This window comes from Pseudomonas sp. m6p, assembly GCF_055760375.1.
Map to the genome: position 1 here is coordinate 881,920 of NZ_CM147084.1, position 25,092 is coordinate 907,011.

Genomic DNA, 25,092 nt, shown 5'->3' on the forward strand with positions numbered 1-25,092 from the left:
GCTTTTGATCTTGAAAAGTCAAAGTCAAAAGATCGCAGCCTTCGGCAGCTCCTACAGGGAGCATGGGCAAACATTGAAACGTGTTGCGGCGCAGAAGTCTGTCGGCGAACTAGCGTTTTTTGTCGCAGGAATCGCGGCGTAACTGGCCCGGTGATGCGCCAAACTCCCGCAATACCGCCGCCGCGAACGCACTTTGCGAACTGTAGCCGACCCGGCAGGCGATTTCGCCAATGGGCAGCGCCGTGTCGCGCAGCAGGCAAACCGCCTTGTGCAGCCGCCGGCTGCGAATGTAGTCCATCGGCGTCTGCCCGCATTCCGCCATGAACCGTGCGTGCAGCCGGGCGCTGGACAATCCGGCGATCTGCGCCAGATCGGCCACTTGCAGCGGGTAGGCGGCGTATTGTTCGATGTGCGCATCCAGCGCCGCGTAGGGCAGACGCCGCGCCGAGTGTTCGGCAGGTCTGACGTGATTCAGGCTGGCGAGCAGCAACACCGCGCCTTGCTGGGCGATCAGCGGGTCCGTGACCGCGCTGTTCGCCAGCCAATTGACCAATTGGCTTTGCCCGGCATCAAGGGACAACCGCGCAGGCTGGTCGAGCAAGCGCTGACTGGCGTCGGCGTGCTCGCCCAGCGAGTCGTTCAGCCATGGCCCGTCGGGTACGTCCAGCACCAGACAACGGCTGCCATCGGGGCTGCCGCAGGCGTGATGCGCGCCGCCGGGGACGACCACGAAACTCTGCTGGCGCACCTGGCTGCCCTGACCCTCGACTTCGAAATCCAGCGCACCGGACAGACCGAACACCAGTTGCGCGTGGTCGTGGCTGTGGACGATCAGGTCGTGGGTGTATTGGCGCAGAGTCAGGATCGGGCGCATGGCAGAGGTCTCCGAAGTGAGCGCCAGTCTACACCGGGGCACGGGCTTGCGCGCTGTCACACGACTGACGCCTGCCTGTCATGGTCGATTCACCCGGCGCGTGCACAGTGGCGAAAACATCGCAGAGGGTTGCCCATGACCAGCGCCGAGCTCGCCAGACCCAGCCGTAAACAACGGGTGCGCACCTTGTGGATTTCCGATGTGCATCTGGGCACACGGGACTGCCAGGCCGAGCACTTGTCGCAGTTTCTCAAGGGCTACCACGCCGACAAGATCTACCTGGTCGGTGACATCATTGACGGTTGGAAGCTGCGCGGCGGCATGTACTGGCCACAGGCGCACACCAACGTGATCCGCCGCCTGCTGACCATGAGCAAGCGCGGCACCGAGGTGATCTACGTCACCGGCAACCACGACGAATTCCTGCGCCGTTATTCGAAGCTGATCCTCGGCAACATCCAGTTGGTCGATGAGGCCGTGCATGTCACGGCGGATGGCCGGCACCTGCTGGTGATTCACGGCGATCAGTTTGACGTGATCACCCGCTATCACCGCTGGCTGGCCTTTCTCGGCGACTCGGCCTACGAGTTCACCTTGACCCTCAACCGCTGGCTCAATCACTGGCGTGCCCGTTATGGCTACGGCTACTGGTCGTTGTCGGCGTACCTGAAACACAAGGTGAAGACGGCGGTGAGCTTCATCAGCGACTTCGAAGAAGCCATCGCCCACGAATGTGTGAAACGCGAATTGCACGGCGTGGTCTGCGGGCATATTCACCATGCCGAGATCCGCAAGGTCGGGGAGGTGGACTACCTCAACTGCGGCGATTGGGTGGAGTCGTGCACGGCGTTGATCGAGCACTGGGATGGCACGATCGAGTTGTATCGCCTGGCGGATGCGCAGGCGCGGGAGGCTCAGCTCAAGGCGGCCAAGGTTGCCGAGATCGCATAAAGGCAAAAGATCGCAGCCTGCGGCAGCTCCTACACAGGTCTCATGTAGGAGCTGCCGCAGGCTGCGATCTTTTGATCTTACGCCGGGGCGTGTTCTTCCATCGCGGCCTTGTAGATCGAATGCTTGGGCTGCGCAAACAGCCGTTCCATCATCGGCTCGAAGAAACTCAGCGGCAGGCTGTCATACGCCGGATCGAACGCCGCCGCATCGTACCTGGCGCAGAACTCCACCGTCGCCTGATACTGCGGATGCTCGGCGAATTGCTCGCGCAGGTGCCGATCCATGCCCAGATGATGGAAGAAGTAGTAACCCTGAAAGATCCCGTGCTTCTCGACCATCCACAGATTTTCGGCGCTGACGAACGGTTTGAGAATCGCCGCCGCGATGTCCGGGTGGTTGTAAGAGCCGAGGGTGTCGCCGATGTCATGCAGCAGCGCACAGACCACGTATTCCTCGTCACGGCCATCGCGATAGGCGCGGGTCGCGGTTTGCAGCGAGTGGGTCAGGCGATCCACCGGGAAGCCGCCGAAATCACCTTCCAGCAACTTCAGATGCGCGACGATCCGCGACGGCAATTGCCGGGCGTAGGCGCTGAAGTCTGCGGCGATGATCGCCCAGTCTTCCTGCGTGCCATCCTGCATGTGGGTGAAGCGGGCATTGGCGTTCATCGGCAAGCCTCCTGGTGTGTCGGGTTTCAGAACGCCACGCGGCCGAGGATCATGTCGCGGTACATGACGAAATCGCCGAGCAGGCTGTACAGCGGATGCTGGAAAGTCGCCGGACGGTTCTTCTCAAAGAAGAAGTGCCCGACCCAGGCAAAGCTGTAACCGGCCAGCGGCAGGGCCAGCAACAGTAGCCAGGCGCCCTTGGCGAGGGTCATGGCCAGAATGAAAATCACCAGCGTGGTGCCGATGAAATGCAATCGGCGGCAGGTACTGTTGGCGTGTTCGCTGAGGTAATACGGATAGAACTCGGCGAAGCTGTTGAATGGCTTGATGTTTTCCACGACTGCGATCTCTGTGGTTATTGTTCTGACGGCAAGTTGTTCGGCGGGTAGCCTATTTGAGTCTAGAGTGAACACTGGTATCAGCCAGTGACAATGGGCGCCACTTTAGTATCCTTCGCTAATCGGGTCGCAACATGTGATCCATCATGTAAAAGAATAACGCCATGAGCGAACGAACGACTTCTGCAAGCTGGGCGATGGGGATTGTCAAAGCATTGGAGATGGACGGCCTGGATTGCCGGGTACTGTTCAAGCAACTGGGGCTCGATTACGCCGCCCTGAATGATCCGGATGCGCGCTTCCCGCAAGATTCCATGACCCGCCTCTGGCAACGGGCGGTCGAGCTGTCCGGCAACCCGGCGATCGGCTTGAACATGGGCAAAGTGGTGCGTCCGGCCTCGTTCCATGTCGCCGGCTATGCCTTGATGTCGAGCAACACCTTGGCCGAAGGCTTCCAACGGCTGGTGCGTTATCAGCGGATCATCGCCGAAAGTGCCGACCTGAGTTTTCGCCTGCTCGAAGAAGGCTATGCGCTGATTCTGACCGTGCATGGCGATCACCTGCCGCCGACCCGGCAGAGCGCCGAAGCCTCGCTGGCCTGTGCGTTGGGCCTGTGCAGCTGGTTGACCGGGCGCACCCTGCATCCGGTCAAAGTGTTGTTTCAGGGCGACGAACCCGCCGATCTGCAACCTTACCGGCAAGCCTTCCACGCGCCGCTGATGTTCAACGCGCCGTACGATGCGTTGATTTTCGAACGGGCCGACATGGAAGCACCGCTGCCCACCGCCAACGAAGCCATGGCGCTGTTGCACGACCGGTTTGCCGGGGAGTACCTGGCGCGGTTTTCTGAAAGTCGCGTGACCCACAAGGCTCGGCAGGTGCTGTGTCGCTTGTTGCCGCAGGGCGAACCCAAGCGCGATACGGTGGCGCAGACCCTGCATCTGTCGCAGCGTACCTTGCAGCGGCGGTTGCAGGAGGAGGGCACGAGTTTTCAGCAGTTGCTCGACGACACCCGCCGTGAACTGGCCGAGCAGTATCTGGCGCAGCCGAGCATGACCTTGCTGGAGATTGCGTATCTGCTGGGGTTTGCCGATCCGAGCAACTTCTTCCGCGCGTTCCGTCGCTGGTTCGATACCACGCCCGGCGATTACCGGGCGCGGCTGTTGCAGGCGCCGGTCAGTGACGCCAAAAGGCCGGAATACACAGCACAAACACCGTAATGATCTCCAGTCGGCCGAGCAGCATGCCGAACGACAGGATCCACTTCGCTGCATCCGGCAGGGTGGCGAAGTTGCCCGCCGGGCCAATGGTCTCACCCAGGCCCGGGCCGACGCCGGACACGGTGCTGGCGGCACCGGTCAGCGCAGTCATCCAGTCCACGCCGAGCAGCGACAGCAGCAGGGCGATCACGCAAATGGTGATGGCGAAGAAGAACGAAAAGGTCAGGATCGAGCGCACGATCTCTTCGTCGAGACGGTGGCCGTTGTACTTCTGCTTGATCACCGCGCGCGGGTGAATCAGCTGGTTAAGGTTGGCCTTGAGCAGGATGTAGGCGACCTGGAAACGGAAGATCTTGATCCCGCCCGCGGTCGAGCCGGAGCAGCCGCCGACAAAGCCCAGATAGAAAAACAGCATCAGCGAAAAGTTGCCCCACAGGCTGTAGTCGCCGAGGGCGAAACCGGTGGTGGTGACCACCGAGGTCACGTTCAGCGCCACGTGCCGCAGCGCCTCCAGCCAGTGCAGCTTGGTGGTCCACCAATACCAGGTGCCGAGCACCAGCCAGGTCACCAGCAACATGCCGAGCAGGCCCTGCACCTGCTGATCCTTGATCAACGCCTTGCGATTGCCGCGCATGGTCGCCACGTACAGGGTGAACGGCAGGCTGCCGAGAATCATGATCACCACCGCGACCCAGTGCACCGCCGGTTGTGTCCACTTCGCCAATGACTGGTCGGAGGTCGAGAAACCGCCAGTGGATATTGCCGACATCGCGTGGTTGATCGCATCGAACGGGCTCATCCCGGCCCACCAGAACGCCAGGCTGCCGAGGATGGTGATACCGACGTACGCCGCGACAATCAGGCGCGCCACCATGTGCGAACGCGGCATGACCTTTTCCGAACGGTCGGACGATTCGGTCTGGAACAGGCGCATGCCACCGATGCGCAGCAACGGCAGAATCGCCACCGCCATGCCGATGAAGCCGATACCGCCGAGCCAGTGCAGCAGCGAGCGCCACATCAGAATCCCCGGCGACATGCTGTCGAGCCCGCTAAGCACGGTCGAGCCGGTGGCGGTGATGCCGGACATGCTTTCAAAGAACGAGTCGGTGTAGCTGATGTGCTGAGTCAGCAGGAATGGCAGCGCGGCGAAAATACACACCACCAGCCAGCTGCTGACCGTCAACAGGTACATGTCACGCGGGCGCAGATGGATGTGTTCCGGGCGTCCGGGAATCACCAGTGCAAGGCCGGCGAGGAAGGTGATCATGCTCGCCCAGAGGAACGACGGCAGGTCACTGGTGCGCTCGAAAATCACCAGGGTGGCCATGGGCACGACCATGGCGACGGCCAGGGTGATCAGGAAGATGCCGATGATGAAACCAATGATCCGTAAGGTCGGCAACGCCATGAAGTCCGCTCGGGCTGAAGTGGGAAGGGCGCCATTCTACCCGTGAGGCAGGGCATGTAAACCGGCATCCCGTTGGCAGATGAAGCTAGAATAGCCGCACATTTTTCTCAGGAGGTGGCCGATGCAGGCTCTCGACGCGTTGCTCAACCGTGTTTCCGTTCCACGCCTGGTCGAACCAGCCCCCACTGCCGAGCAGCGCGAAGCCCTGTTTGGCGCAGCCCTGCGCGCACCGGATCACGGCCACTTGCAGCCGTATCGTTTCCTTACAGTCGAAGGGGCGGCGCGCGAGCAAATGGGCGAGTTGCTGGCCGAAGCGGCGCAGATGCAGGAAGGTGAAGTCACTGAAGCGATGATCGACAAGGCGCGCAACGGCCCGCTGCGGGCGCCGCTGGTGGTCGTGGTGATCGCGAAACTGCAGGAACACGTCAAGTATCCGAAGGCCGAGCAGTTGCTGGCGGCGGGGTGTGCGGCGCACGGGATTCTGCTGGCAGCCTATGCGCAGGGGATTGGTGCGGTGTGGCGTACCGGTGATCTGGCCTATTCGGCGCACGTGGCCAAGGGGCTGGGCCTGGCTGAAGGCGAGCAGGTGATTGCCTTCCTGTATCTCGGCACGCCGCAGAAAGAGCCGCGCGTTGCCGAGAAGGTTGATCTGGAGGAGTTCGTCAGCGCCTGGCCGGGCAAGGTTTAAAGTCAAAAGATCGCAGCCTGCGGCAGCTCCTACAGGTGTTTCGGCTCTGTAGGAGCTGCCGCAGGCTGCGATCTTTTTTTCATCGAAAGTCTAAGGTTGGACGATAGCCCCTGGCACCAGCGGCAATTCCAGGCTGGCAATAAACCCGCCCTCGGGATGATTGGCCAGGGTCAGACTCCCGCCATGCCGCTCCGCCGCCCGCCTGGCAATTGCCAGGCCCAAGCCATGTCCCGCCGCCGTTTGCCCCGGCGCCCGGTAAAACGGTTCGCCCAACTGGCTCAGGTGCTCGGCCTGCACGCCCGGCCCGTGGTCGCGTACGCTCACGACAATCCGCTCGCCCTGACGCGTAGCCTGCATCTCGATGGCCTGGCCCACCGGGTTGAAGCGCTGGGCGTTGCGCAACAGGTTGTCGACGGCGCGCTCGATCATGGTCGGCCATCCGGTCAGATTCAACTGAGGCTCGGCGTTCAGGCGCACGGTCTGCTCGGGTGAGCCGAGCTGAGCATCTTTCTGCAAGGTGCCGAGCAGGGCGTTCAGGTCCACCGCTTCGGCACTGGCGTTGTCGGCATCGACCCGCGCCAGCACCAGAATTTCGCTGATCAACGCTTCCAGCCGATCGCACTCGCGGGTCAGGCGTGGCCAGAGTTTTTCCCGTTCTTCAGGATTGGCCCGTTCCGCCAGCGCCAGCGCGATGCGCAGTCGTGCCAGAGGGGAACGCAGTTCGTGGGACACATCGCGCAGCAACTGGCGCTGACTGCCGATCAGGCTTTGCAGGCGCGCCCCCATGCGGTTGAAGTCGTTGGCCAGCACGCCGAATTCGTCGCGACGGTTGGCCAGTTTCGCCAGGCTGTTCTGTTGATAGGTGGTCTGCCCCAGATCATGCACCGCACCGCGCAAACGGCTGAGCGGGCGGGTGATGGAGAAGGTCACCAGCAGGCTGAACAGGGTCAGTACCACCAGCGCGATACCCAGCGCACTCAGCGGCCAGAGCAGGCTTTCACGGTGCCACGCATCGAGCTCCGGGTGCGGAATGCGGAAGATGAACAGGTAGGTGTCGCCGGTTTTTTCGCTGGTGAATTCGTCGGTCAGGCGGCGCCAGGGCAGACGTCGGTCATCGTTGTTCTGTCTGGCTTCGAAGGCGGCGGCGCGACGCGGGAAGGTGCCACGCACCACCGGGTCGCCGCTTTCGTTCAGCACCTGGACGTCAATGTGGTACTGGCGTTTGCGCTGTTGAAGGATGTCCTGCGCGGCGTCTTCGCCCTGGGCTTCGTAGGTTTGCGTCCATTCGGCGGCCAGCGTGTTGAGGCCCGGATGGCGGCTGAGGATCCACGCGTCCTGATTGAGCATGTGCCCGAGCAGGATCGACAGCCCTGCCACCAGGGCGATGGCCAGCCAGAAGCTCGCGAGAATACGCCAGAACAATGAACGCACAGAAATTCCTCAATCAAACGCTTAACCCCTGTAGGAGCTGCGGCACGCTGCGATCTTTTGATCTTATTTTTCAGAAGCAAAATCAAAAGATCGCAGCGTGCCGCAGCTCCTACAGAGGGCGGATGTGAACAGGCCCGACCGGGTAAGCCGTCGGGCCTGTGATTAGAACATTATTGCGCCTTTTGCGGCTGTTGCGCTTTCCACGCCTTGAACTCGGCCCATTCGGCGCGGCGTTCAGCCTGTTTCTTCTGGAACTCGTCGAATTTCTTCTGTTGATCCGGTTTCAGCAGGTTGCGTACGTCAGCTTCGGCTTTCTTGTGGTTGGCCGCCATCTCGTCTTTCATGGCTTTCTGGTCAGCCGGCGAGAGTTTTTCCAGGTACTTCTCGACCACCTGGCGACGTTCGTGCATCTGCTCGCCCATGATCTTGCGGATCTGATCGCGCTGTTCGCGGGTCAGGTCGAGTTGGCTGTACGGGCCTTTGCCGTGTTCGCCGTGCATCTGACCGCCGTGGCGTGGGCCGTCGAGCGGGCCACCCATCGGGCCACCATCCTGTGGCATGGCCATGGCGACGGTTGGCAGAGCGGCAGCGAACATCAGAGCGATAAGAGTCTTGCGCATGGTGTATCTCCTTGTCTCGTTCCCGGTACGTTCCGGATGAGTTCAGATTACGGAGATCAAGGTCAGCGGCGGTCAGCGCTGCGTAAAGCTTGGGTAAAGACGCTTCGTTTCCAGCCTTACACATATCCCCTGTAGGAGCTGCCGAAGGCTGCGATCTTTGTTTTTGAAGATCAAAAGATCGCAGCGTGCCGCAGCTCCTACAGAGAGTGAGGTGTCTTCAGAGGCTGTAGTAGTAACCACGGCTGCGCAGGGCGACGATGCGTGGGCGGCCGTCGGGGTGCGGGCCGATCTTCTTGCGCAGGTTGCTGACGTGCATGTCGAGGCTGCGGTCGTACAGGGTCAGCTTGCGCCCGAGGGCCAGTTGCGCCAGTTCCTGCTTGTCCAGCGGTTCGCCGGGCTGCTTGAGCAGGGCTTCGAGCAAACGACTTTCGGAAACGGTGAGGGTCAGTTCTTTCTCATCGATGCTGACCACGCCGCGCACCGGGCTGAAGCTCAGGTCGCCGAGTTCGAGTTGGGTCGATACGGCGGCCGGGTGACTGCGGCGCAGCACGGCGCGCAGACGCGCGGTGAGTTCACGCGGATCGCAGGGCTTGGCCAGGTAATCGTCGGCACCCAGTTCCAGACCGAGAATGCGATCCAGCGGTTCGCCACGGGCCGAAAGCATCAGCACCGGCAGCTCTGCGTGCTCGCTGCGCAATTGCTTGAGCAGTTCCAGACCGCTGCCATCGGGCAGCATCACGTCCAGCACCACCGCCGCCGGGGCCGATTCGGCCAACGCCTTGCGCGCGCTCTGGCCATCGTGGCAGGCACGCACCAGGAAGCCTTCCTGGCTCAGCCAGCTACTCAGGAGTTCACACAACTCCTGGTCATCATCAATCAGTAACAGCTCGCTCATGACTCACTCAATTTAGCCATTGCCGACGTTTTCGGCTTGCTCCACTGGCAAAGATACCGCACAGCAGCGCCAATAGCGCTACCCCGGCGCCCGTAACGAACCATTGCTGCTGTTCGGTCAGCAAACGCGGCAAGGGACTTGCCTGGGCTTCCTTGAGTTGCAGCTTCAGGCGCTGATTCTCCTGGCGCAACCGGGCAAGCTGGGCGCTTTCGCGGGTGTTGTCGGCATTTTGCAGTTGTTTGCTCAGTTCTTCCCGCTGCTGCTCGCTGGCCTTCAGGCGCTGCTGCAACTCGGTAATCTGGCTGCCGGCACTTAATGACAATGGCGTGGAGCTGCCGCTTTCGGTGGTTTCCTCACCATGGGCGGGCGCCATGATCGTCAACGTGACCCACATCAGACACAACGGACCTTTGCGCATTGCGATTCCTGCTAGCAAATGGATATTGGGCAGGTTGTCGGCAGGCAAACGAGAATAATGAGCGATTGAGAGCGGTGAGAAGCGGGAAGGTTCAGTGCCAGAGGCAATGTCGAGCGTGGTGAGTTGAACAATTTGAGCTTGGGGAGTCATTGTGGCGAGGGAGCTCTTGCTCCCGCTGGGGCGCAAAGCGCCCCCCGCTTTTCAACTCATAGGCAATGGGACTGCTGCGCAGTCCAGCGGGAGCAAGCTCCCTCGCCACAGAGTCCCTCGATATCTTTTGAAGCTGGTTACGGCAAGACTTGCTTGAACGGCTTGACGATCACGCTGGCGTACACGCCGGCGGCGATGTACGGATCGGCGTCGGCCCAGGCCTGGGCGGCGCTCAGGGAGTCGAATTCGGCGACGATCAGGCTGCCGGTGAAACCCGCAGCGCCCGGATCATTGCTGTCGACCGCCGGGTGCGGGCCGGCCAGCACGATGCGGCCTTCGCCCTTGAGCACTTGCAGGCGTTCGAGGTGGGCCGGGCGCGCGGCGAGGCGGGCTTCGAGCGAGTTGGCGACGTCGGTGGCAATGATAGCGTAGAGCATGTCAGTCCTCGGTTTTTGGCGTTGTGGTATCGGCGTCGTGCAGATGGCGGGACAGGTAGATGCCCTGACCGACCAGGAACAGCACGGTCATGCCCAGGCTGCCGAACACCTTGAAGTCGACCCAGATGCTCTGGAAGGTGAATGCCACGAACAGGTTGGCAGCGCCGCAGAACAGGAAAAAGGCGATCCAGGCGATGTTCAGGCGGGTCCAGACCGGATCCGGCAGGGTCAGCGCGTGGCCCATGATGCGTTTGATCAGCAGGCGGTCACCGATGAAGTGGCTGCCGATGAAGGCCAGGGCGAACAGCCAGTTGACCACCGGGGCTTTCCACTTGAGGAAAGTCTCGCTGTGGAAGGCCAGGGTCAGGCTGCCGAACACCAGGCAGGCGATCAGGGTCAGCCATTGGCTTTTTTCCAGCTTGCGCTGCTTGATGAACAGCGCGCCGTAGACTACCAGTGAGCTGATGATCAGCATCGCCGTGGCGCTGTAAATACCGCCTACAGTCACCTCATGGCCGGCGATGTCGACGACCCGTGGATCCAGTTTGTAAACGATGAAAAACAGCAGAAGCGGGATGAAATCGATGAATTGTTTCACAGTGAGAGCCAGAAGCTGGATGTGGCGGCATAATAACAAACATATGGGCGCGCGATAGCGCCAGCTGATTTGAGGTTACAACTCCCCGTGAATGTTGATTTGCACTGCCACAGCACGGCCTCCGATGGCGCCTTGGCGCCGGCGGTTCTGGTTGCGCGTGCGTTTGAAAACGGCGTGCGAGTCCTGGCGTTGACCGATCATGACACCCTAGAAGGCCTCGCCGAAGCGCGCAGCGCTGCCGAAGAACTGGGCATGCAGTTGGTCAACGGCGTCGAACTGTCCTGCACCTGGGGCGGGGCGACCATCCATGTGCTGGGTTACGGTTTCGACGTCAACGCCGCGCCACTGGTCGAGGCCATCGCCAAATTGCACGATGGCCGCTGGCTGCGGTCGGAAGAAATAAGCCGCAAGCTCGGCCTCAAAGGTATGCCCGGTGCCCTCGACGGCGCCCGGCAGATCCAGCAGGAGCTGGGCGACAGCGGCAACGCCCCGGCCCGTCCGCATTTTGCCGACTGGATGGTGCGTGAAGGTTTTGTAAAGGATCGCGCCGAGGCGTTCCGTAAATGGCTCGGCGCCGGCAAGCTGGGTGACGTCAAGCAACACTGGCCGACGCTGGAAGACACCGTCAGCACCCTGCGCGCCGCCGGAGCGTGGGTCAGTCTGGCGCATCCATGGCACTACGATTTCACCCGCAGCAAGCGCCGAAAGCTGATTGCCGACTATATTCAAGCGGGCGGGCATGCAATCGAAGTGGTCAATGGCCATCAGCCCGCGGAACAGGTCGGCAGCCTGGCAATCCTTGCCCGCGAGTTCGGTCTGCTGGTCAGCGCCGGCAGTGATTTCCATGGCCCTGGAGGCTGGTCGGAGATTGGCCAGTACCGGCCGGTTCCCGAGGACCTTCCACCCCTGTGGTGTCGGTTCAAACATGACACAGTTATTGCCGCCGTCTGAACAGGTAGAAAACGTGAGTCAATTTTTCCAGATCCATCCAGAAAACCCGCAAGCGCGCCTGATCAAACAGGCGGTCGAGATCATCCGCAAGGGCGGGGTGGTGATTTATCCCACGGACTCTTCCTACGCCATCGGTTGCCAGATCGGCGACAAGACCGCGATCGAGCGCGTGCGCCGTCTGCGTCAGCTCGACGAAAAGCACAACTTTGCGCTGATCTGCAGCGACCTGTCGCAACTGGGCAACTACGCCAAGATCGACACCGGCACCTTCCGCATTCTCAAGGCGCATCTGCCGGGGCCTTACACCTTTATCCTCAACGCCACCCGCGAAGTGCCGCGCCTGTTGCTGCATCCGAAAAAACGCACCATCGGCCTGCGGGTGCCGAGCCATCCGATTGCTTTGGCGTTGCTGGCCGAACTCGGCGAGCCGCTGATGAGCGTGACCCTGATCATGCCCGGCGATGAAGATCCGCTGAGCGATCCGTACGAAATGCGCCAATTGCTTGAACATCAGGTGGACCTGATCATCGACGGCGGTTTCGGCGGGATCAAGGCATCCACCGTGATTGACCTGACCGGCGACGACCCGGAAGTGATCCGCGTCGGTTGCGGCGACCCCGCGCCGTTCATGGTCGAGGCCTGAATGTCCGCAGTGGAAACCGTTGTCGATCCCCAGGCCGGCGCCCAGCAGGAACTGCCGTTTGCCATGGTCTATGGCCAGGCTGTCACGGAAATGCCGCTGGACCTGTACATCCCGCCGGATGCGCTGGAAGTGTTTCTCGAAGCCTTCGAAGGCCCGCTTGACCTGCTGCTGTACCTGATCCGCAAACAGAACATCAACATCCTCGACATCCCGGTGGCGGAAATCACCCGTCAGTACATGGGCTATGTCGAGTTGATGCAGTCGGTGCGCCTGGAGCTGGCCGCCGAGTACCTGGTGATGGCGGCGATGCTGGCCGAGATCAAGTCGCGGATGCTCCTGCCACGGGCCGAAACCGTCGAAGACGAAGAGGACGACCCGCGCGCCGAACTGATCCGCCGCCTGCAGGAATACGAGCGCTTCAAGGCTGCCGCCGAAGGCATCGACGGCCTGAGCCGGGTCGGCCGCGATGTTGTGGTGCCCAAGCTCGACGCCCCGGAGGCCCGGGCGCGCAAGCTGTTGCCGGATGTCGCGCTGGAAGAAATTCTGATGTCCATGGCCGAAGTGCTGCGCCGGGGCGACATGTTCGAGAGCCATCAGGTCAGCCGCGAGGCACTGTCGACCCGCGAGCGCATGAGCGATGTGCTGGAACGGCTCAAGGGCGGCGGGTTTGTGCCGTTCGTCGAGCTGTTCACCGCCGAAGAAGGTCGCCTCGGTGTGGTGGTGACCTTTATGGCGATCCTTGAACTGGTCAAGGAATCCTTGGTCGAGCTGGTGCAGAATGAGCCGTTCGCCGCGATCCACGTGCGAGCCCGAGCCGAATAACGAGTCGAAACATGAACCTGACTGAACCCCGCGAGCTGGCGCCCCTGCTTGAAGCCTTTCTGTTGGCCTCGGGAAAACCGCAATCGCTTGAACGCCTCTACGAACTGTTCGAAGAAGGCGAGCGCCCTGAACCGCCGGTCTTCAAGAAAGCCCTGAGCCTGCTGGCCAAGTCCTGCGAGGGCCGTGCGTTCGAGCTCAAGGAAGTCGCCTCCGGCTACCGCTTGCAGATCCGCGAGAAGTTTTCGCCGTGGGTCGGGCGTTTGTGGGAAGAGCGGCCACAGCGCTATTCCCGTGCGCTGCTGGAAACCATGGCGCTGATCGCCTATCGCCAGCCGATTACCCGAGGCGAGATCGAAGACGTGCGGGGCGTGGCGGTCAACACCAACATCGTCAAAACGTTGATCGAGCGCGAGTGGATCCGCATCGTCGGTTACCGCGACGTGCCGGGCAAACCGGCGATGTTCGCCACCACCAAGGCGTTTCTCGATCACTTCAATCTGAAGAACCTCGAAGACCTGCCGCCGCTGGCCGAACTGCGCGAGATGGAAACCGAGCCCGTCCTCGATTTCGACGACGCACCGGTGCCGCAGGGCTTGCAGGAACAGGCCGACGCCAGCGCCGAGCCGGAAGAGCCGAAGGAAGAAACCAGCTTCCACAGCTTGCTGCTGGAACTGGACAGCATGGAGGAGGGGATCAAGACCGACTTCGATGATTTGTTGCGCGATGCGGCGGACGGGGAGGCGTCGGCGACTGAGCCGGAAGTCGAGACCGTCGAGTCGGCGATTGAAGTTGAACTTGAGGCCGAGCCTGAAGCCGAACCGGAAGAAGACATTCTTGGCGTTGCCGAGGCCCGGGAAAAACTTCTCGCTGCCGTCGCTGCCCTCGAACAACCGGCGCTCGAGCCCGAGTCCGAGCTGAGCCAGGAAGAAGCTGAAGCCCGCGCCCTGGCCGAAGCCATCGAAGCCGAACGCCGCGAGTTCGAGGACTGAGGCGCGCCGAAAAGATCGCAGCCTGCGGCAGCTCCTACAGGAACCGCATTCCAATGTTGGAGCTGCCGAAGGCTGCGATCTTTTGATCTTCAAGGGAGACCCCATGAGCTCGACCAAAGACCCCTGCATCAGCCTCTGCAAATTCACCGACGACATCTGCCTCGGCTGTGGCCGCAGCAAGCGCGAAATCCGCGCCTGGAAGAAACTCGACAAGGACGACAAGCGCACAGTGCTGGCGGAAGCCGCGCTGCGCCTGATCAAACTCGGTGGCGCCGGTCGGCGGAAAAAGAAATAACTGTCGATCGATCAGCTAGTCTCTGATGCGCGATGGCGCACATCCGCGTATGATTCGCGACCCTTCGGCGATCCCTTCGCCCGAAAACCAGATTTCAATGCTTCAGGCGCCGCCTGAACAGACCACACCGGGAGGTGCCCAGATGAGTGACATCAATCAGAAAGACGACCAGGAAATCGGCCCAGCAGGCGAAAAACTGCAGAAAGTCCTCGCCCGTATCGGCGTCGGCTCGCGCCGTGACGTTGAAGCCTGGATCAGCCAGGGCCGGATCAAGGTCAATGGCAAAGACGCCACCCTCGGTCTGCGCGTCGACATGCACGATGCCATCACCATTGATGGCAAAGTGATCAAGCGCGAAGAGGCGGCCGAGTCGGTCCGCCGCGTGATCATGTACAACAAGCCCGATGGCGAGATCTGCACCCGTGACGACCCGGAAGGCCGTCCGACCGTGTTCGACAAACTGCCGCGTCCGAAAGAAGGCCGCTGGATCAACATCGGTCGTCTCGACATCAACACCACCGGTCTGCTGATGTTCACCACCGACGGTGAGCTGGCCAACCGCCTGATGCACCCGTCCTACGAGATGGACCGTGAGTACGCCGTGCGTGTACGCGGTGAAGTCGACGATGAAATGATCGAGCGCCTGAAGGCGGGCGTGGTATTGGAAGACGGCCCGGCGCGTTTCACCGACATTCAACAGGCTCCGGGCGGCGAAGGCTTCAACCACTGGTATCACTGCGTGGTGATGGAAGGCCGTAACCGTGAGGTTCGTCGTCTGTGGGAATCCCAGGGCCTGGTGGTCAGCCGTCTGAAGCGCGTGCGCTTCGGTCCGGTATTCCTCAACTCCGACCTGCCGATGGGCCGCTGGCGCGAAATGAGCCAGTACGAAGTCGACGTGCTCAGCGCCGAAGTCGGCCTGACCCCGGTAGCGATGCCGCAACTCAACGCCAAGAGCAAGGACAAGCTGGAGCGTATGCAGCGTAAATCGTCGCGGCCTATGGCCAAGACCGAGCGCGTGCGCACCCTGCGTCCCGCCGCTGGCGCGCCGACCGGTCCGCGTCCGAGCCGTGAGCCGCAGATTGAAGGCGAGCGTCCGGGTCGCAAGCCAGTGGCCCGTGACGGCGAGCGCGCACCGCGTCCGGCCAACGGTCGCACCGAGCGTGGCGAAGGTCGTGCGCCGGCCGGTCGTGGTACGCCAGTGGCGGATCGTCCTGCGGACACCACCAACAAGCGTCCTGCCAAGCCGGCACCGAAGCGTCCGGGGATCAAATTGGTCGACGGCGACAAGCCATCGGGCAAGCGCCGTGGCGCACCGGCCGGTTCTGGTCAGCGTCCAGGCTTCGGTCGCAAGAAGCCTGAGTGATCAGCTTTAGTGCCTGAATGAAAAACGCCAACCGCAGGGTTGGCGTTTTTTTTTCGTCTGGCAGAAGTTGTGTAGCGACTGATTCGGCCTCTTCGCGAGCAGGCTCGCTCCCACACTGGAATTGCGTCAAACACAAATCCCTGTGGGAGCGAGCCTGCTCGCGAAGGCGTCAGTCGCCTAAAACACAAAGCGTCCGTCAAACACCGGCTTGTCATCCAGCGCCAACACCCCGCCGGAGAAAATCAGGTCCAAATGATGACTGCCCTTGGCGCCACCGCCGAGGCCCAGGTGCAGGCCGCAATGGCGCTCCTCGAAACCGGCATTGCGCGCATACAGATCCTTGACCCCTTCGTTGGTACCAATCCCCAATTCCTCAATGCGCCGGTTCGACGGATTGGCGTCCAGGTACTTGTTGAAATCATGCTCCAGCCCCGGCACATCGGTGGCGATGCGGCTGATGGTCGAGTTCTCGATCCACAGTTCCAGTGGCGACTCCAGCACGCCGTACTTGCGCGCAAACGGGATGGTGCTGAGGAACGTGCCCTTGAATTTCACATGGCCGTTGATGGCTTCGCTGTGGGTGGCGATTTCGCCGGGGGCCAGGTCGAAGTTGCCGACGCCGTTGATGTCGGTCCACTTCTTGATGCTGCTCAGCGGCGTTTCAAACCATGAGCCGTGGTCGTCCTTGAAACTCAGCGTGGTCGCTTGGGACATGCGCTGGATCAAGTGACTGTTGAGCCCGGCGATACGCTGCGGCGTCACGCTGAAGGTGTCGTAGAAATAGTCGCCGTAATCCTTGAACAACAGCGACTTCTTCCAGTTTTCCGCCATCACGCCTTGCAGGGCGCGCACGAACTCCGGGCCGTCGGGGCGCGGGTTGGGCAGCGTGGAAGAGTCGTAGAAGAAAATGTACAGATCGCTGTCGGCAATCGCCGCCGTCAGCGTTGCGGTGCTTTCCAAGTCCAGGCGTCTGGCGCTGAAGGTGAAGCGGAGATGATCGCCGGCCTGTTCAGCGATGGCGCCGGTCAGGGCTTCGTAATCGGCGGTGTGGCCGAGCAGTACCTTCGCCGAGTCGAGACCGGCAAGGGCAGGGTGATGTTCGAGGTAGTAAAGGAAATGCGAGATCGCGCGGGGCTTATCCATGAGTCCTCCCTGACTGACCGTGAGAAAGCGGCAGGCACGACCGGCCGGATCGTGCCTGCCCGGGGATGTCTTACAGAGGCCACATCGCCGTGCCGAACGGAACCACCGCGTCGGCTTGCATCATTTCCACGGCGGCCTCATGGGTTGGCGCTTCAAACCATTCGTCCAGTTGCAGTTCGGTGTCCAGGTCTTTTTCCAGTGCTTGCATGGTCGATCTCCTAGATGACGTTCACGGTTATGACTGGCCGGTCGAGGTGGCCGGCAAGACGTGAAGAACCTAGTTCAGGGTGTTTTGTAATGCAAAAAATTATTTATTTAAAATTTAAATAAACTTTTTATTCTGTTTTTAAGCGGCGATTTTCTTATTTGAAAACAAAAAACTAAGCGGCCACTTTCATTAGCAAGCTAGCTACCGTCAATTTGCAGACGTCCTACAGAATTTTCCGAAATGGAAAATCCGCGTTACGCGTTGTAAAGAAAAATTTACGAAAACCCCGGTAAATCCCAGTGAATTCACTTCCTTGCCGACGCTGTAAGGAAAACCTGCCGAGGCCCGGCTGCAAAGGCCCCGCGCAGGGCTCTGGCGCGCTTGTTTCAGCCTCGTTTGCAGGGTGAGATGCGCCTCATGCCTGTCGTGCAGGTGCATAACAAGAAGGAGGCGCAATGAACGCCGAGATTGATCTTCACTTCTCTCCGTGGGGCGGTTTTTCGCTCGTCCCCGTCGATGGCCTGCAAAGGCCTGACTCATTTTTTGCAGTCGCCCGAGTGTCTCGAGGCGGACCCACGCAATCCCGGCAAGCGCCACGCTGATCCAGCGGGGTCTGGCAGCAGGGGGTTAGCGGTGTACAATGCGCCGCGTTTTAACTGTGACCCTCTGCGTAATCGCGTAAACCTCAAGGTTATCCGCCTTGTTCACTCCGCCGCGTCACAAGCGTGTCGGGTTCGATTTCGTCACAGATAAAAACAAACAGGTGACGCATGACCGTTGTAAAAACGCTGAATTCCTGGTGCTTGCGCTGGGGTTTGATCGGGGTTGTCTGAAATCGCAACCTTGCAGCAACGTCTACTGAACATCATCAAACCTTGCGTGGGACCTTTTTCATGAGTGGACAAAACTCGCAATCAGGCGAGCTGAAACGCGGCCTGAAAAATCGCCATATTCAACTGATCGCCCTCGGTGGCGCGATCGGTACCGGATTGTTCCTCGGCTCGGCCGGGGTCCTGAAATCCGCCGGCCCGTCGATGATCCTCGGCTACGCCATCTGCGGCTTCATCGCCTTCATGATCATGCGCCAGCTCGGCGAGATGATCGTCGAAGAGCCGGTGGCCGGTTCCTTCAGCCATTTCGCACACAAGTACTGGGGCGGTTTTGCCGGTTTCCTGTCGGGCTGGAACTGCTGGATTCTGTACATTCTGGTGGGCATGTCGGAGCTGACCGCGGTCGGCAAGTACATCCACTACTGGGCGCCGGACATCCCGACCTGGGTCACCGCCGCTGCATTCTTCGTGCTGATCAACGCGATCAACCTGGCCAACGTCAAAGTCTTCGGTGAAGCCGAATTCTGGTTCGCGATCATCAAGGTCGTGGCGATCGTCGGCATGATCGCGCTGGGCAGCTACCTGCTGGTCAGCGGCCATGGCGGCCCGCAGGCCTCGGTCAGTAACCTGTGGTCGCACGGCGGGTTCTTCCCCAACGGCGTCAGCGGCCTGGTGATGGCGATGGCGATCATCATGTTCTCCTTCGGCGGTCTGGAAATGCTCGGTTTCACTGCAGCCGAGGCCGACAAGCCGAAAACCGTGATCCCGAAAGCGATCAACCAGGTGATCTACCGCATCCTGATTTTCTACATCGGCGCGCTGGTGATCCTGCTGTCGCTGACCCCGTGGGACAGTCTGCTGGAAACGCTCAATGCGTCCGGCGATTCGTACAGCGGCAGCCCGTTCGTGCAGGTGTTCTCGATGCTCGGCAGCAACACCGCCGCGCACATCCTCAACTTCGTGGTGCTGACCGCGGCGCTGTCGGTGTACAACAGCGGTACTTACTGCAACAGCCGCATGCTGCTGGGTATGGCCGAGCAAGGCGATGCGCCTAAGGCCTTGTCGAAAATCGACAAACGCGGCGTGCCGGTGCGTTCGATCCTCGCGTCCGCGGCGGTCACGCTGGTGGCGGTGTTGCTTAACTACCTGATGCCGCAACAGGCGCTGGAACTGCTGATGTCGCTGGTGGTGGCCACCCTGGTGATCAACTGGGCGATGATCAGCTTCTCGCACTTCAAGTTCCGCCAGCACATGAACAAGACGCAGCAGACGCCGCTGTTCAAGGCGCTGTGGTACCCGTACGGTAACTACGTCTGCCTGGCGTTCGTCGCGTTCATCCTCGGCGTGATGTTGTTGATCCCGGGCATTCAGATCTCGGTGTACGCGATTCCGGTGTGGGTCGTGTTCATGTGGGTCTGCTACGTGATCAAGAACAAACGCGGTGCGCAGCAGGCGCTGCACGCGGCGAGTGCTTCCAAGTAAGCGCTGAGGCAAAAACGACAAACCCGGCCAATGTGCCGGGTTTTTTATTGCGCCTTCGGCAGCTCCTACAGGGTTGATGGCGTATCCTGCTGCTTCTGAATACGGACGCTTTTCCATGCTGGTGATTTCCAACAACGTGCATCTGCCGGATGCCGAGATCGAACTGACGGCCATTCGCGCGCAGGGCGCCGGTGGGCAGAACGTCAACAAGGTCTCCAGTGCCGTGCACCTGCGCTTCGACATTCCGGCCTCGTCCTTGCCCGAGTTCTACAAGGAGCGGCTGCTGGCGCTGCGCGACAGCCGCATCACCAGTGATGGCGTGCTGATTATCAAGGCTCAGCAATACCGCACGCAGGAGGCCAACCGCGCCGATGCGCTGCAGCGTCTGACCGAGCTGATTCTCAGCGCCACCAAGGTCGAAAAGAAACGCCGCCCGACCAAGCCGACCCTCGGTTCGAAGAAGCGCCGGCTCGAATCCAAGACCAAGCGTGGCAGCATCAAGGCCGGGCGGGGCAAGGTGGATTTTTAAGGTTTGGCGCCCTGGAATTATTCCATTTCATCATAAGCGGGCATTGCATCCATTTCGTCCCCCTCAACTTAAATGCATTTCCGGATATTGAAATACACACTTATAACCAATCGGTCTGCCAGGCTGTCATATATGACAGGTGTGCCGGATGGCTGCCTCACGTTTACTGAGCTCTCTTTTCTAGATTGAGTAAAAGCAAATGAATAACTTAATTAATGGGCGTGGTACTCCAGATACTGATTTTGGTGTGCGTGGTGAGGTCGTTCTTTATGGAAAGAAAGGTCAGCGACTCCAGGCTCGGGTCGTCACTCTTCTTTCGGAGCCGAACAGAATTCTTTGCGGCGCCACTGACGAGGAGCTGCAAGAAACTTACCTGTCCATGCTTGATGAAAGAGGTCGTATCGACCAGAGCTTCGGAAATTTGGGTACAACTGTTTTTAAGCTATCGGATTTTTTTCCTGAGTGGGGTCTGGCGCAGCCCTATAGCGTGAAATTTGATAGTGCTCATGGCAAGTATGTGTTGGGGTACTTCGCTCGTAAAGACGGCTTTAATCGTGCTACCGGCCTGGCTCGATTTGACTTGAATGGGCAGCTCGATAAAGCGTTTGGTAACAACGGTGTCATGTTGTGGAGTCTGGATGTGAAAGAGGCTGTTCCTGTCAGTTCGAAAGTCCAAAAGGTGGAGCAGCCGTTGACTGATAAGGGGCGCGACTACCACGGATCGATGGAGTTATTAGACGATGGTGGTGTATTGCTTTTGACTACGCTTGACTACCGTGGCTGGGTAGATCGAGCATTTCTAGTCAAAGTGAAGAGCAGCGGAACCCTGGACGAAGGGTATGGTAATCGTGGGTGGCGATTGGTTATTCGAGGTTCGAGTGGTTTTGTCATAGGAGAGGACTTGGTCAGGCTGGGTGATGATTTTCTCGTCGCCGCTTCAGAGGGTTCTCCTGATAAGAAGTGGTTTGTTGGCAGATATGATGCTGAGGGCGAGCTCGATACTGATTTTGCGGTCGAGGGTTATTATGATGGAGCGCCTTCGGTTAAAGACATCATTCTGAAACGCGACGATCGTTCTCGGTTTTATATTGTCGGTACTTCGAATAATGGAGTTCCGCAGTATCTGTCTCTCCAGCTACAGCGGCGCGAGCTGGATGGCGAGGAAGATCCACTTTTTGGCGACCAAGGATGGACAGGGTCTATCGGTAATGAGTTCAGCGATATCTATATGACGAAAGCAGTCCTCTATAATTTGAAATCAACCGTTGTAGTAGCAGGTTATGCTTATTTGCGTGTTGGGTCGGATAGCCAGGCATTTATTGCCAGCATTGAACAAGACATGGGGTGGGATGCGGAGTTTGGTAAGGCTGGAAAGGTTATATTTCCAAAAGACCAGATTATTCATGATCTCGCGGTTCAGGAAGATCGAAAAATTGTGTTTGTTTCCAGTAAAAACAGAGAGAGCGATAGCTTCACCGTCCTCCGTTTGCATGGTTAGTGTATAAAAACGGAAGCTGTCTATTGGCCATTCGGAATCGACTGAATGGCCAATATTGGGCGATCAGTGAAAGTGGTGTTTTGGCGCGCAGCGATACAAATACATACTCAGGATCAGGCCGCTCAGCGCAGCGAGGGCGGCGAACAGGAAGATCGAGGCAAAACCGAAGCCCGACGCAATGGCCCCGGCCAACGGCCCGGTGATCCCCAGCGACAAGTCGATGAACAGCGAATAAGCGCCAACGGCCGCGCCACGGCTGGAGGCCGGCACCAGGTTCACCGCTTCCACGCCCAGCGCCGGGAACACCAGCGAGAAGCCGAAACCGCTCAGCGCCGCCCCGGCCAGCGCCCAATGTGCGTCGGGCGCCAGCCACAGCAGCAACAGGCCCAGGGTTTCCACCGACAGACAGGCAATCGCCACGCGAAAGCCGCCGAGGCGGTTGATCAGGTTGCCGAACAGCAGCCGCGCGCCAATGAAGCTGGCGCCGAACAGGCTCAGGCACAACACCGCGTTATCCCAGTGCTGAGTGGCGTAATACAGGGTGATGAAGGTGGCGATGGTGCCGAAACCAATCGAGCCCAGTGCCAGTCCGCAGCCGTGCGGGAACACGCGACCGAGCACATGCATGAACGGCAGACGCTCGCCGGCGACAATCGGCGCGGCGGTTTTCGGCCAGGCCAGCAGCAGACCCAGCGCTGCCAGCAGAATGATGCTGACGCCCATGCTCCACAGCCCCAGCTGGCCGACCAGCCACACGCCGAACGGCGCGCCCACCGCCAGCGCGCCATAACTGGCGATACCGTTCCACGAAATCACTTTGGCGGTATTCGCCGCGCCAACGCGGCCGATGCCCCAGCCGATTGAACCGGAGCCGACCAGGCTTTCCGCGCTGCCCAGCACCAGACGGCCGATCAACAGGCTGATCAGGCTGAGCATCGGCAAGTTGGGTGTCCAGGCCGAAATCAGCATAAATACACCACTCAAGCCGCAACCGGCCAGACCAATCATCACCGCGCGTTTGCTGCCCTGGTTGTCGATGATCTTGCCGGCGTACGGACGGCTGAGCAGGGTGGCGAGGTATTGCACGCTGATCACCAGTCCGGCGATCACCGCGCCAAAGCCCAGATCACTGTGGACGTAACCCGGCAACACCGCGAGCGGAATGCCGATGTTCAGGTAGCCGATAAAGGTGAAGAGGACGATAGAGACGACTTGCAGCGTGACCGCCAGGGGGCGCTGGGGTTGTGGCATAGAGGACGACATGGGGAACGATCCACGGCAAAGCAGGATTAGATAGGCTGCTTATGATACCGGCGCGAACGCGTCTGGGGCGGGGAAAAGTAAAACTATTTGCCGGATGGGGGTATCAGGGTTTGGCCGGGGCGACCAGTTGCGTGGTGACGAGGGCGGCGAGGGCGTTTTCTTCGCTGCCAAAACGGGCGAGCAAAGCAGCCTGTTTTTCCGGAGAGAGGCGCTGCCAGATCTCGATCATTTTCTCGGTGGCGCCGATCAGGACGGCGGCTTGGCTTTCGGAGAATTCGTCGGTCATGGCGGGCTCGGTTTCAGGCAGTGTGGAAAGCGCATCTTAGCGCTTTCCACACGGTCTGTACGGCGGGGTTTTACTCTTCGTGGTCGGCCTTGCGGCTGTCAACGGCTTCTTTCGGCTCGGGCTGTTGGGCACCGGCTTGTTGCGTGGTCGTCTGCTCAGGTACGTGCAGGCTTGGGAAGGGGAGATTAGGAATCTCGTGCATGGTTGCGCTCCTCGCTAAGTCTGTTGATAGATCTGGTAGATCCGCGCTTCTTGAAAGCCTGCGCAGGATACAGCAGGAAAAATGACAATCAGACTTTTAATTCAAAATAATGCGACAGATGGCCGCAGGGGAGGAGGCTCACCGCGAAACAACTGTAGGAGCTGCCGCAGGCTGCGATCTTTTGACTTTGATTTTTAAAAACAAAGATCAAAAGATCGCAGCCTGCGGCAGCTCCTACAGGGTTTTGTGTGGCTGGATCTATTTGCTGACGTCAGCGATGGCTTGTGCCAGCAATGCGAGGCGGGTCGCATCGATCCCGGCAACGTTGGCCCGGCCCGAGCTGACCATGTACACGCTGTGCTGCTCACGCAGTTGTTTGACCTGCTCCGGCGACAGGCCGGTGTAGGAGAACATCCCGCGTTGCACGCCAATGTGCGCAAAGCGCTCACGCAAACCGTGCGGCTCCAGTGCTTCGACCAGACCGCTGCGTAACTGGGCGATGCGCAAGCGCATGGCTTCCACTTCGTCGGCCCAGCGCGCTTTCAGCTCCGGGTCGGCGAGGATGGTCGCGACAACCGCTGCACCGTGATCCGGTGGCGTCGACCACAGGTTGCGGGCGATGTTGGCCAGTTGGCTGCGAATGTCGATCAGTTTGTCGGCGGTTTTCGCGCAAACAATCAGCGCCCCGGTGCGGTCGCGGTACAGGCCGAAGTTTTTCGAGCAGGAGCTGGTGATCAGCAACTCGGGCACTTCGGCAGCGAACAGCCGGGTCGACCATGCGTCCTGCTCCAGCCCGTCGCCAAAGCCCTGGTAGGCGAAGTCGATCAGTGGCAGCAGGTCACGCCGGCGCACGACGTCGAGCACACGCTGCCAGTCGTCGTGACTCAGGTCGAAACCGGTCGGGTTGTGGCAGCAGGCATGCAGCAGCACCACATCGCCTTGCGGCACTTCGTTGAGCACGGCAAGCATCGCGTCGACGTCGAGGCGGTTGTCGCTGCCCACGTAGGGGTAGTGACTGACCTTGACCCCGGCGGCGGCGAAAATCGTTTCGTGGATCGGCCAGGTCGGGTTGCTCAGCCAGACGCCCTTGCCCGGCAGGCACTGGGCGATGAAGTCGGCTGCCAGACGCAGGGCGCCAGTGCCGCCCGGAGTCTGGGTGGCGCCGGCGCGCTGTTCGGCGATCAGCTTCGAGTCGGCGCCAAGCACCAGCTCATTGATGACCTTGCCGAACAATGGGTTGCCGTGCCCGCCGATGTAGGTCTTGGTGTCCTGGCTTTCGACCAGTCGCGCTTCGGCGATTTTCACCGCTTCGGGGATCGGCGTCAGGCCCTGGGCATCCTTGTAGACGCCAACGCCGAGGTCGAACTTGCGCGGGTTACTGTCCTGCGCATAGGCCTCCATCAAACCGAGGATCGGGTCGCCGGGTACCCGGCCGATGGCGTCAAAGTGCATTACTTGCGTCCTTCTGCGGTCTTGGCCACTTCGTCAGTGCGCGCGGCCATGATGAAGTCGTTGCGGTGCAGGCCTTTGATCGAGTGGCTCCACCAGGTCACGGTGACTTTGCCCCACTCGGTCAGCAGACCCGGGTGGTGACCTTCGGCCTCGGAGATCTCGCCGACGGCGTTGGTGAAGGCCAGTGCGTGCTTGAAGTTTTTGAACAGGAAGACTTTCTCCAGCTGCATGATGCTGTCGCGCACTTCGATGTTCCAGTCAGGGATCTGCTTGATCAGGATCGGCAGTTCTTCGTCGCTGACTTGTGGCGCATCGGCACGGCAGGCTTCGCAGTGGGCTTGGTTCAAAGTGGACATGGTGTGATTCCTGAAATCGAGTGTGTTTTTTTTATAGAAACTATCGGTCCGTCAATGCCGTCACGCTAAACCAAAGTGGCG

The 25,092-nt window shown here is 60.3% G+C and carries 29 protein-coding genes; 12 read left to right on the forward strand and 17 right to left on the reverse strand.

Annotated elements, in window-relative coordinates; all coding sequences use genetic code 11:
• Positions 1–109: 109 nt before the first annotated feature.
• Entirely contained in the window at positions 110–874 is a 765-nt protein-coding gene (locus ACYZUM_RS04130) for an AraC family transcriptional regulator (RefSeq protein ID WP_108182010.1), read from the reverse strand.
• A gap of 135 nt (positions 875–1,009) precedes the next feature.
• Here ACYZUM_RS04130 and ACYZUM_RS04135 point away from each other — a divergent pair, with 135 nt between their 5' ends.
• The gene (locus ACYZUM_RS04135) at positions 1,010–1,825 is read left to right on the forward strand and encodes a UDP-2,3-diacylglucosamine diphosphatase (protein WP_041073087.1); all 816 of its coding nucleotides are present in this window, start codon (positions 1,010–1,012) and stop codon (positions 1,823–1,825) included.
• Positions 1,826–1,902: 77 nt separating this feature from the next.
• Here the strand turns inward: ACYZUM_RS04135 and ACYZUM_RS04140 are convergent, their stop codons facing one another.
• The gene (locus ACYZUM_RS04140) at positions 1,903–2,493 is read right to left on the reverse strand and encodes an HD domain-containing protein (protein WP_108182011.1); all 591 of its coding nucleotides are present in this window, start codon (positions 2,491–2,493) and stop codon (positions 1,903–1,905) included.
• A 26-nt stretch (positions 2,494–2,519) separates the two neighbouring features.
• Positions 2,520–2,831 (reverse strand): Mpo1-like protein, encoded by a 312-nt coding sequence (locus ACYZUM_RS04145; RefSeq protein ID WP_047292440.1) that lies wholly within the window; start codon positions 2,829–2,831, stop codon positions 2,520–2,522.
• 164 nt (positions 2,832–2,995) lie between these two features.
• Between ACYZUM_RS04145 and ACYZUM_RS04150 the strand changes: the two genes are divergently transcribed.
• Positions 2,996–4,051 (forward strand): AraC family transcriptional regulator, encoded by a 1,056-nt coding sequence (locus ACYZUM_RS04150; RefSeq protein ID WP_198759098.1) that lies wholly within the window; start codon positions 2,996–2,998, stop codon positions 4,049–4,051.
• On the opposite strand, the gene ACYZUM_RS04155 is transcribed toward ACYZUM_RS04150, so the two are convergent.
• The gene (locus ACYZUM_RS04155; protein ID WP_047292446.1) at positions 4,008–5,462 is read right to left on the reverse strand and encodes a TrkH family potassium uptake protein; all 1,455 of its coding nucleotides are present in this window, start codon (positions 5,460–5,462) and stop codon (positions 4,008–4,010) included. The genes ACYZUM_RS04150 and ACYZUM_RS04155 overlap by 44 nt on opposite strands.
• A 121-nt stretch (positions 5,463–5,583) precedes the next feature.
• On the opposite strand from ACYZUM_RS04155, the gene ACYZUM_RS04160 reads away from it, so the two are divergent.
• Positions 5,584–6,150, forward strand: a complete 567-nt coding sequence (locus ACYZUM_RS04160) for a nitroreductase family protein (protein WP_108182012.1) — start codon at positions 5,584–5,586, stop codon at positions 6,148–6,150.
• A gap of 90 nt (positions 6,151–6,240) precedes the next feature.
• Here the strand turns inward: ACYZUM_RS04160 and ACYZUM_RS04165 are convergent, their stop codons facing one another.
• The 6 genes from ACYZUM_RS04165 to ACYZUM_RS04190 form a co-directional block, all read right to left on the reverse strand.
• The gene (locus ACYZUM_RS04165; protein WP_041073074.1) at positions 6,241–7,581 is read right to left on the reverse strand and encodes a sensor histidine kinase; all 1,341 of its coding nucleotides are present in this window, start codon (positions 7,579–7,581) and stop codon (positions 6,241–6,243) included.
• A gap of 170 nt (positions 7,582–7,751) precedes the next feature.
• Entirely contained in the window at positions 7,752–8,201 is a 450-nt protein-coding gene (locus ACYZUM_RS04170; protein WP_108182013.1) for a Spy/CpxP family protein refolding chaperone, read from the reverse strand.
• A gap of 217 nt (positions 8,202–8,418) precedes the next feature.
• Complete coding sequence (locus ACYZUM_RS04175) at positions 8,419–9,096, reverse strand: response regulator transcription factor (protein WP_041073070.1); 678 nt, start codon at positions 9,094–9,096, stop codon at positions 8,419–8,421.
• 7 nt (positions 9,097–9,103) lie between these two features.
• On the reverse strand, positions 9,104–9,514 hold the full coding sequence (locus tag ACYZUM_RS04180; RefSeq protein ID WP_041073068.1) for an SH3 domain-containing protein: 411 nt from the start codon (positions 9,512–9,514) through the stop codon (positions 9,104–9,106).
• A 287-nt stretch (positions 9,515–9,801) separates the two neighbouring features.
• Positions 9,802–10,101, reverse strand: coding sequence for a YciI family protein (locus tag ACYZUM_RS04185; RefSeq protein WP_025110562.1), 300 nt, complete (start codon positions 10,099–10,101; stop codon positions 9,802–9,804).
• A 1-nt stretch (position 10,102) separates the two neighbouring features.
• A complete protein-coding gene (locus tag ACYZUM_RS04190) occupies positions 10,103–10,699 on the reverse strand; it encodes a septation protein A (RefSeq protein ID WP_027613975.1) in 597 nt (198 codons plus the stop codon).
• Between the two features lie 87 nt (positions 10,700–10,786).
• Here ACYZUM_RS04190 and ACYZUM_RS04195 point away from each other — a divergent pair, with 87 nt between their 5' ends.
• From ACYZUM_RS04195 to rluB, 6 genes are all read left to right on the forward strand, one after another.
• Positions 10,787–11,650 carry a PHP domain-containing protein gene (locus ACYZUM_RS04195; RefSeq protein ID WP_041073066.1) on the forward strand — a complete coding sequence of 288 codons (864 nt, stop codon included), beginning with the start codon at positions 10,787–10,789 and terminating at the stop codon, positions 11,648–11,650.
• Between the two features lie 13 nt (positions 11,651–11,663).
• The gene (locus ACYZUM_RS04200; protein WP_007966016.1) at positions 11,664–12,293 is read left to right on the forward strand and encodes an L-threonylcarbamoyladenylate synthase; all 630 of its coding nucleotides are present in this window, start codon (positions 11,664–11,666) and stop codon (positions 12,291–12,293) included.
• Between the two features lie 123 nt (positions 12,294–12,416).
• Positions 12,417–13,115: a segregation and condensation protein A gene (locus ACYZUM_RS04205; RefSeq protein ID WP_171061841.1), complete on the forward strand. Its 699-nt coding sequence runs from the start codon at positions 12,417–12,419 to the stop codon at positions 13,113–13,115.
• Between the two features lie 11 nt (positions 13,116–13,126).
• Positions 13,127–14,104, forward strand: coding sequence for an SMC-Scp complex subunit ScpB (scpB, locus tag ACYZUM_RS04210; protein ID WP_108182014.1), 978 nt, complete (start codon positions 13,127–13,129; stop codon positions 14,102–14,104).
• A gap of 103 nt (positions 14,105–14,207) precedes the next feature.
• Positions 14,208–14,399, forward strand: coding sequence for a DUF1289 domain-containing protein (locus tag ACYZUM_RS04215; protein WP_003222773.1), 192 nt, complete (start codon positions 14,208–14,210; stop codon positions 14,397–14,399).
• 142 nt (positions 14,400–14,541) lie between these two features.
• Complete coding sequence (gene rluB / locus ACYZUM_RS04220) at positions 14,542–15,762, forward strand: 23S rRNA pseudouridine(2605) synthase RluB (protein ID WP_003222775.1); 1,221 nt, start codon at positions 14,542–14,544, stop codon at positions 15,760–15,762.
• A gap of 177 nt (positions 15,763–15,939) precedes the next feature.
• On the opposite strand, the gene ACYZUM_RS04225 is transcribed toward rluB, so the two are convergent.
• Positions 15,940–16,905: a M29 family metallopeptidase gene (locus tag ACYZUM_RS04225; protein WP_108182015.1), complete on the reverse strand. Its 966-nt coding sequence runs from the start codon at positions 16,903–16,905 to the stop codon at positions 15,940–15,942.
• Positions 16,906–16,975: 70 nt separating this feature from the next.
• Positions 16,976–17,113 (reverse strand): hypothetical protein, encoded by a 138-nt coding sequence (locus ACYZUM_RS04230; protein WP_003222780.1) that lies wholly within the window; start codon positions 17,111–17,113, stop codon positions 16,976–16,978.
• Positions 17,114–18,006: 893 nt separating this feature from the next.
• Here ACYZUM_RS04230 and ACYZUM_RS04235 point away from each other — a divergent pair.
• From ACYZUM_RS04235 to ACYZUM_RS04245, 3 genes are all read left to right on the forward strand, one after another.
• Positions 18,007–19,425, forward strand: a complete 1,419-nt coding sequence (locus tag ACYZUM_RS04235; RefSeq protein WP_041073059.1) for an amino acid permease — start codon at positions 18,007–18,009, stop codon at positions 19,423–19,425.
• A gap of 115 nt (positions 19,426–19,540) precedes the next feature.
• Positions 19,541–19,954: an alternative ribosome rescue aminoacyl-tRNA hydrolase ArfB gene (gene arfB, locus ACYZUM_RS04240; protein WP_041073058.1), complete on the forward strand. Its 414-nt coding sequence runs from the start codon at positions 19,541–19,543 to the stop codon at positions 19,952–19,954.
• 199 nt (positions 19,955–20,153) lie between these two features.
• Positions 20,154–21,452 carry a hypothetical protein gene (locus ACYZUM_RS04245; protein WP_108182016.1) on the forward strand — a complete coding sequence of 433 codons (1,299 nt, stop codon included), beginning with the start codon at positions 20,154–20,156 and terminating at the stop codon, positions 21,450–21,452.
• Positions 21,453–21,515: 63 nt separating this feature from the next.
• Here ACYZUM_RS04245 and ACYZUM_RS04250 read toward each other — a convergent pair whose 3' ends face one another.
• The 5 genes from ACYZUM_RS04250 to ACYZUM_RS04270 form a co-directional block, all read right to left on the reverse strand.
• Positions 21,516–22,715 (reverse strand): MFS transporter, encoded by a 1,200-nt coding sequence (locus ACYZUM_RS04250; protein ID WP_108182017.1) that lies wholly within the window; start codon positions 22,713–22,715, stop codon positions 21,516–21,518.
• A gap of 103 nt (positions 22,716–22,818) precedes the next feature.
• Positions 22,819–23,001: a hypothetical protein gene (locus ACYZUM_RS04255; RefSeq protein WP_007965516.1), complete on the reverse strand. Its 183-nt coding sequence runs from the start codon at positions 22,999–23,001 to the stop codon at positions 22,819–22,821.
• Positions 23,002–23,071: 70 nt separating this feature from the next.
• Entirely contained in the window at positions 23,072–23,203 is a 132-nt protein-coding gene (locus tag ACYZUM_RS04260; RefSeq protein ID WP_256198933.1) for a hypothetical protein, read from the reverse strand.
• Positions 23,204–23,461: 258 nt separating this feature from the next.
• The gene (locus ACYZUM_RS04265) at positions 23,462–24,655 is read right to left on the reverse strand and encodes an amino acid aminotransferase (protein ID WP_108182018.1); all 1,194 of its coding nucleotides are present in this window, start codon (positions 24,653–24,655) and stop codon (positions 23,462–23,464) included.
• A complete protein-coding gene (locus ACYZUM_RS04270; RefSeq protein WP_003222798.1) occupies positions 24,655–25,011 on the reverse strand; it encodes a 4a-hydroxytetrahydrobiopterin dehydratase in 357 nt (118 codons plus the stop codon). The genes ACYZUM_RS04265 and ACYZUM_RS04270 overlap by 1 nt, the downstream gene beginning before the upstream one ends.
• Positions 25,012–25,092 lie beyond the last annotated feature (81 nt).